This window comes from Sphingobium subterraneum (genome assembly GCF_014199435.1).
In the GTDB taxonomy this organism is placed as follows: Bacteria; Pseudomonadota; Alphaproteobacteria; order Sphingomonadales; family Sphingomonadaceae; genus Sphingobium; species Sphingobium subterraneum.
In genome coordinates this window covers 1-6110 of sequence record NZ_JACIJP010000021.1, presented here as the reverse complement: position 1 = coordinate 6110, position 6110 = coordinate 1, and the positions used below count along the sequence as shown (strand labels likewise).

The 6110-nt window shown below is 57.6% G+C and carries 4 protein-coding genes and 1 pseudogene; 1 reads left to right on the top strand and 4 read right to left on the bottom strand.

The window, feature by feature from the left end; translation table 11 throughout:
• Positions 1–96 precede the first annotated feature (96 nt).
• Together FHS92_RS17935 and FHS92_RS17930 are read right to left on the bottom strand one after the other, a co-directional pair.
• Positions 97–336 (bottom strand): annotated as a pseudogene (locus FHS92_RS17935) (transposase); the annotation flags it as partial.
• 42 nt (positions 337–378) lie between these two features.
• Positions 379–1698: a TonB-dependent receptor gene (locus FHS92_RS17930; RefSeq protein WP_037557551.1), complete on the bottom strand. Its 1320-nt coding sequence runs from the start codon at positions 1696–1698 to the stop codon at positions 379–381.
• A gap of 84 nt (positions 1699–1782) precedes the next feature.
• Between FHS92_RS17930 and FHS92_RS18185 the strand changes: the two genes are divergently transcribed.
• Positions 1783–1926: a hypothetical protein gene (locus FHS92_RS18185; RefSeq protein ID WP_216314680.1), complete on the top strand. Its 144-nt coding sequence runs from the start codon at positions 1783–1785 to the stop codon at positions 1924–1926.
• A gap of 681 nt (positions 1927–2607) precedes the next feature.
• Here FHS92_RS18185 and FHS92_RS17920 read toward each other — a convergent pair.
• Positions 2608–3441, bottom strand: coding sequence for an IclR family transcriptional regulator (locus FHS92_RS17920; RefSeq protein ID WP_161786575.1), 834 nt, complete (start codon positions 3439–3441; stop codon positions 2608–2610).
• A gap of 161 nt (positions 3442–3602) precedes the next feature.
• On the bottom strand, positions 3603–5951 hold the full coding sequence (locus tag FHS92_RS17915) for a TonB-dependent receptor (RefSeq protein WP_184081932.1): 2349 nt from the start codon (positions 5949–5951) through the stop codon (positions 3603–3605).
• Between the last annotated feature and the right edge of the window lie 159 nt (positions 5952–6110).

Sequence of the window (6110 nt, the reverse complement as noted above, 5' to 3'; positions counted from 1 at the left end):
CTCGGCAGAAAGGCTTCAAGGTGGACGACTTTTACGCCGCCCGCAGCAGGACTATCCCGCCGCTACCGTGGTCGAATATTGCTCCGCCGTTCTCAGCTCCGCCTTGAGCTTCGCCACTTCCTTGCGCAAACGCGCTATCTCCAGCTGCTCCGGCTTCATCTGGCCATGCCCCGGAAATGCCGATGCCGGATCGCTGCCAAAATCGCGCACCCAGTTGCGCAGCACCGTCTGGTGCACAGCAAGATCCCGCGATGCCTGTGAAACGCTGACACCGCGCTCCTTGATCAACCTCACTGCCTCGAGCTTAAACTCGCGCGTAAACTTCCTTCGTTCCATGTTGGTCCTCCAGTTCGATAAAACACCTTTTCTCGGTGTCCATCAAACCGGCAGCAGGCCAGATTTTGTCAGCGGAGTGACATCCTGGAACTGGACCGTCCCTCCCGAAAGCGTGGCAGGGGCCGCCGTTCCTTCCAGCGTGAGCTCCTGGCTCAGCTTCTCACGCAGGAAATAGGCACCGGTGATCCAGTCGAGCGCTCCATCAAAGGACGATCCATTGAGCTGCAGTTCCTGACTGAACTGGTTCTGCCAGACCTTCTGCCCATAATTGGCGATCGCCTTGTCGGTCGCGTCAAAGTCCAAACCGGCCGATTGCTTCAGTGTGCGATAAGCGGTGATCGATTTCAAGGTTGCACCGCCCAAATCCAGTTCGCCAGTCAGCGAGATACCGCGCAGACTGAGGTCGTTCGGCGGCCGATAATCCGAATAGAAACGGTCAAACTTGCCGATATCGGCACGTTGCTCCTCTGACACCAAATTACTGGTCGTCGTGCCCGGGGTGGCAGCGAGCAAGACCACCGCTGGCCCCGCGCCGTTCTGTTCCGTCATGTCTCCGCGGACTGTGAACTTTAGCGCGTCGGAAGGGCGGAAGAGCAACGACAAGCGTCCACTTACCGATTGCCGCTTGTTGAAGTTGCCTTTTCCCAAGCCTAGCTTGGACGTATTCGTTGGCGCTACGAGCACGTCGCCCCAGCCATCCTGCGTCAGCCCAACGACCGAACCGCCAATATAGAGCGTGTCGTTATCCGACAATTCGCGGTTGAATGAAAACTGTCCGCGCAACCCGTTGCGCGATGAGACTTCCATCATAGCCTGCATGCGCTCGGGAGCATCTGGCGAGCGCGTGATGTAACTGATAAGACCGCCAGTGGCGTTCTTGCCATAGAGCGTGCCCTGCGGCCCTCGAAGAACCTCGACACGTTCGACATCGACCAGGTCGAGATTGGCGCCTTGCGTGCGTGGATAATAAACGCCGTCAATATAGATGGCCACGCCCGGATCCATGTTGACAGTGAAGTCGCCCTGGCCAACACCGCGAAGAAAGAATTGGCCGGCTGAACCGCCATTGCCGGAGCCTGCGCTCAGCATGTTGGGAACTGATTGCGTGACCTCGGACAAATTCGTCACCGAGCGGTCCGCAAGCGCTGAGCCGGAAAGAGCGGTCACGGCAACCGGGACATTTTGCAGGCTTTCGGATGTGCGCCGCGCCGTCACGACAATGTCTTCATAGCCTTGTGTCTCACTGGACGGCTTTTGCGTCGGAGCCGTATCCTCGCTCTGCGCCGACGCGTTGACCGGAAAAGTCAGCGCGACCATCGCGACGCTCAGGGACGTCACGGTAAAAACCTTATCGAACTTCATACTTACCTCCCCTTATTCCTATCTAATCGTTCTGAATTTCATCAAAATCCGACGTCCCTGCCGACCTCTCAAACGGGAAGGCTCATGGGTTTCGCCGCTCCTATTCCAGCAGAAGAGCTTGCCGCGCCGAATACGCCGGTGCGTTCAAGTAAATTTGGCCAGCAGCATGCTGCTGCGAAATCAAAAATAGCTGAATGTCCCGAAGGGCGCTGGCGCAGGCACGCGTAAGAGCCGGCGAGTGCTGTGCTGACATCTAGTGTCATGTCCTCTTCCCAATGGGCCTCTTTGGTCTTGGCAGCCGCAAGGCATGCAGGGCGCTGAAACGCCTTGGGCATAGCTAGCTAGATTTCCGTATAATGCAATGCTTTTTACATCGGGTAAAATTGCGGCCGGGTTTTTTGCAGAGAATCCGCAATAGAATCCTGAACTTCAAGCTTCTTCCGACCGACGGAATCGGAAGAAAACCGTCGGTCCGTCGATCGAACGAGCAACGATTCGTCCATCCTCGTTGATCTCGCCAACAGTTCGCGAATTGGACAGCCGCGGCACACGTCGCTCTTGCGCCAGCGATCGCCGCTCAACCCGGGAGCCGCACGGCGAGGCAACTTCTAAACCCCAAACTTCCGTTCGGCTGTCGCGATAAGGGGCGGCACGCAATGGGAACCGCACACCCCCCGTCATGCGCCAATCTGGATTGTCGGCATTGGCCGGCGGTCATCAGCGCGCCTTCAAACGGCCGATCTGGCCAAGCGCCAACTCCTACGGGAGGGAATATGCAGTTGAATCACCCATCGTGGCCTGCGGCCTGCGGCAGCATTCAATGACTCATTGAATAAAGCTCATTGAGTCGCCGCGCCCGACGCCATGATTTGGCAATCGCGCGAGAATATTCGACGCGCTTCCAGACTTTCAGTCGGTATGGCTCTCTTTGGCACCGCCGCGCCGCCGCGAAGGCGACCCCGAAGCGGATTCAAGTGGCCACTTTCCGCCAAGCGCCTCCGTTAACTGCTTGCAGGACGCAAGCAGTTGTGGAGCAATTGCGTTGTCATCCGGTGCTAGCATTCCTTCATAGGCCAGGGCCGAGGCAACTAATACCAAACGTCCCTGGAGATCGAATACCGGCGCCGCGACAGCGCGAAGACCCGGGATGAGATCGCCCTTCACCATAGCAAGTCCAGATGCTCGAACGTCGTCCAGAATTGCATTCGCATCCCCGATCGCGCGCTTTTCTGCGCGCATAACGGTCTTCCCAATCCGTTCAATAAGGGCTGGATCGCCGAAGGCACAAAAAACGCGTCCCGTTGCCGAGCGGAGCGGAGGGAGCACGGATCCGATCGCCAGTGAGGTGATTACAGGAGGCGTACCATCGAACCAGCGGATAATTGTCGGTCCGGCGTCGCCCCAAATGGCCACGAGGCAGGTGCGTCCGGAATCCTTCGCGAACTGTGCGAAGACGTCATCGGCCATCGCGAAAATATCTATTCGAGACAAAGCCGCCAGACCAAGCCGTATAGCTCCGGCGTCTAAATCGTACAGGCCGGAGCGCTGTTCCTGTTTGACCATCTCAGCTTCCATGAGGCTGCTGAGATAGCGATGCGTCTGGCTCGCCGAAAGCGCTGCCGCTTGGGCGATTGACGATAGATTGGCGGCTCCCTTTTGTGACGCGAGCGCGGACAGGACACGCAACCCTACCCCAACGGATTGGATCCCGCGACGTTTGACACTCTTTTCATTGGAAACCACTTGGCCGATCCCTTGCTGTTTAGGACCGGGTAGCATGGACCTTGGCAACCCACCATACCATGTCGTGAGCCGCCGAACGAACGGAAAGCCGGTGCGGGAACCAGTCCCGCACCGGTGGGAGAGCCTGCCTCCGCCAGCTTGCGCGGGCGGAGGCAAGCTGGTCAGAAGCGTGCGCCCACTTGCACGCCGATGCTTCTCCCGCGGCTCATATAGATGCTGTAGCCACCTGGGATCAGTGCCGTGGCGACACCATATTCCTTGTAGGCCTTGTCGGTGAGATTGCGCACGAATACCGATGCTTTCCACCAGGAATCGACCGGAGTCACGGCGAGGTTCAGGTCAACCAATGCCAGGCCCTTTTGATAGCCGAGCGGATCGTCGTTCGTGCCGACATAATATCCAGATTTGGCCATAACCGAGACGCCCGGCGTGACGCGCAGATCGCCAGCCTCGATATCATAGGAGACGTTCAGGGTCCCGCTATACTTCGACTGGAACGGTGTGGGTCTCCCGGACAAGTCCTGCATGCAGACCGTTCCCGGGGGCGCTGCCTCGATTTGTTCCACCGTGCACACACCATTGGGAAAATCCCTGAACGTTGCGTCGAGATAGTTCGCAGTCGCATTGATGCGCAGACCGGTCACCGGCACGAATGTGACTTCGGCTTCGACGCCCTGGGTCCGGGCCTTGCCTACGTTGGTCGTAAATTGCGATGTCCCGAGGAAGGCCGAGAGTTGCAGATCCTCAAACGTGGTTCGGAAGACACCGAGAGAATATTCGAGCATGCGGTCGCCCGTGATCCCTTTCACGCCGACTTCGAACGACGTTGCAGTCTCAGGCGCAAACATAGCCTCTTCGCGGCTGACACCGTTCGCCGGAGTGCCGCCATACGCAATATCCACCCCGCCCTGCTTGGCGCCCTTCACGAATTTGCCGTAGAACATGATGTCGCTGTTCGGCTTGTACTGGATCACGACCTGCGGCTGGAAATGATATTCCTTGCGCTTGAGATCCTTGAACTCATGGCAAACCGCGGCAAACCCGGCCTGCACGAGCGCACATAGCGCTGGATCAGTTTGTGCCAGCACATCAGCCTGGGACGTGTCGAAAGTGACATTGGTGACCAATGGCGCTGCCAAGGACGATTGGTCCGTATTCTGGTGGAGGATGGCGTAGCGTGCACCGGCAGTTACACTGAACTCGTCCGTCAAATGCGCAGTAAGGTTTGCAAAAACGGAGTAATTTTTGTTGCGCTGGTCGATGTCCACGTAGCGCCCCAAAGCTGGCAGGGGAACGGCGATGGCCGGAAAGTTCGCATCGAGCACGGATGCGGCTTTATATTTATTGTCTTCGAAATAACCACCAAAGGTGTAATCAATGCTTCCCGTGTTCACAGTGAAGCGCAATTCTTGGCTAAACTGCTGATAGTGCGTGAACAGGAAGTTGAGATAGTCGGGCAGATCGGACGTGTTGCTCTGCGACCCGCCGGCTCGCGTGTTCAGATACGCAGTGGTAGAACTGATCGTCCCGACGCCTGCATCATAGCTGATATCGGCCTGATATGTCTCGTGCCGCACCTCCACAAATTCGGGCGAGAAGAACGGGGCGCCGGAGGCCGTCGACGTCCTGTAATCGTCGAGCGTGATGTCCGTCTGCTGTCGGTTCGGATTAGTCGACTGTCTGATCTGCTGCCCGGTGCCGCCATTGTCGCGCACGCGGTCATATTCGGCCTTGAGCGAGATCGTCAGGTCGTTGGTTGGCGTCAGGCGAAGAGTACCGCGGACCGCCCGGTTGCGGAATGTTGGTTCGTCACGGCCGGTGAAATTGTTACGGAGCCAGCCCTTGTCGAGGTTTTGAAAGAAGCCCGCGACGCGAAAGCTTGCCCAGTCGCTGAGCGGCACCGTGACGCCGCCCTGGACGATCGTTTCGTCGTGGTTGAATTCATAAGATGCCGATGCATCAGCCTCGAACTCCGACCCAGGCTGCTTTGTCGTAATGTTCAACGCGCCAGCGGTCGTGCTGTTGCCGTATAGGAGAACCTGCGGTCCCTTGAGAACTTCGACCCGTTCAATGTCGAAAAGCGGAAGGCGCGCATGAAGATCGCGGCTGTAGGACACGTTGTCGGTGAATTTGCCGACCGATTGTGCGAATTGCGTTCCATAGGTACCGAACCCGCGCAGGTTTGTGGTCGGAGCGTTACCGGCCAGCGACAGGGTGAAGTTTGGAACGATAGTGACCAGATCGGTCAATCGCGCGATGTTGGCATCCTGCAACTTCTCGCCGGAGACGGCGAGTATCGAAACGGGGACGTCACGCAGTCTCTCTTCACGTTTTTGCGCCGTGACGACAATATCCTGGATGCCGGCGCTCGTAACATCTTCCGCCGTATCGGCAGCGGTGGCCGATGCCGTGGACTGCGCGAAGGCATTGCTTGACATCATGCCAAGGGTGATTGCCGTTCCGGCAAATAATGCTTTACGAATACGCGTATTTTTATGGGTAACCAACATAGTTCCTCCCCTGATTGTCATTTTATTATCTGACCTCTTGAACCTTAGTGAATATGCATTCTTGTGTCAACGGCGGAGCAAAAGTCGGCCATTCGGCGGCGTAAAACCAGGCCATCGTGTTACATGCCGGGGGGAGTGGCGTGAGGGCGTAGCCCGAGG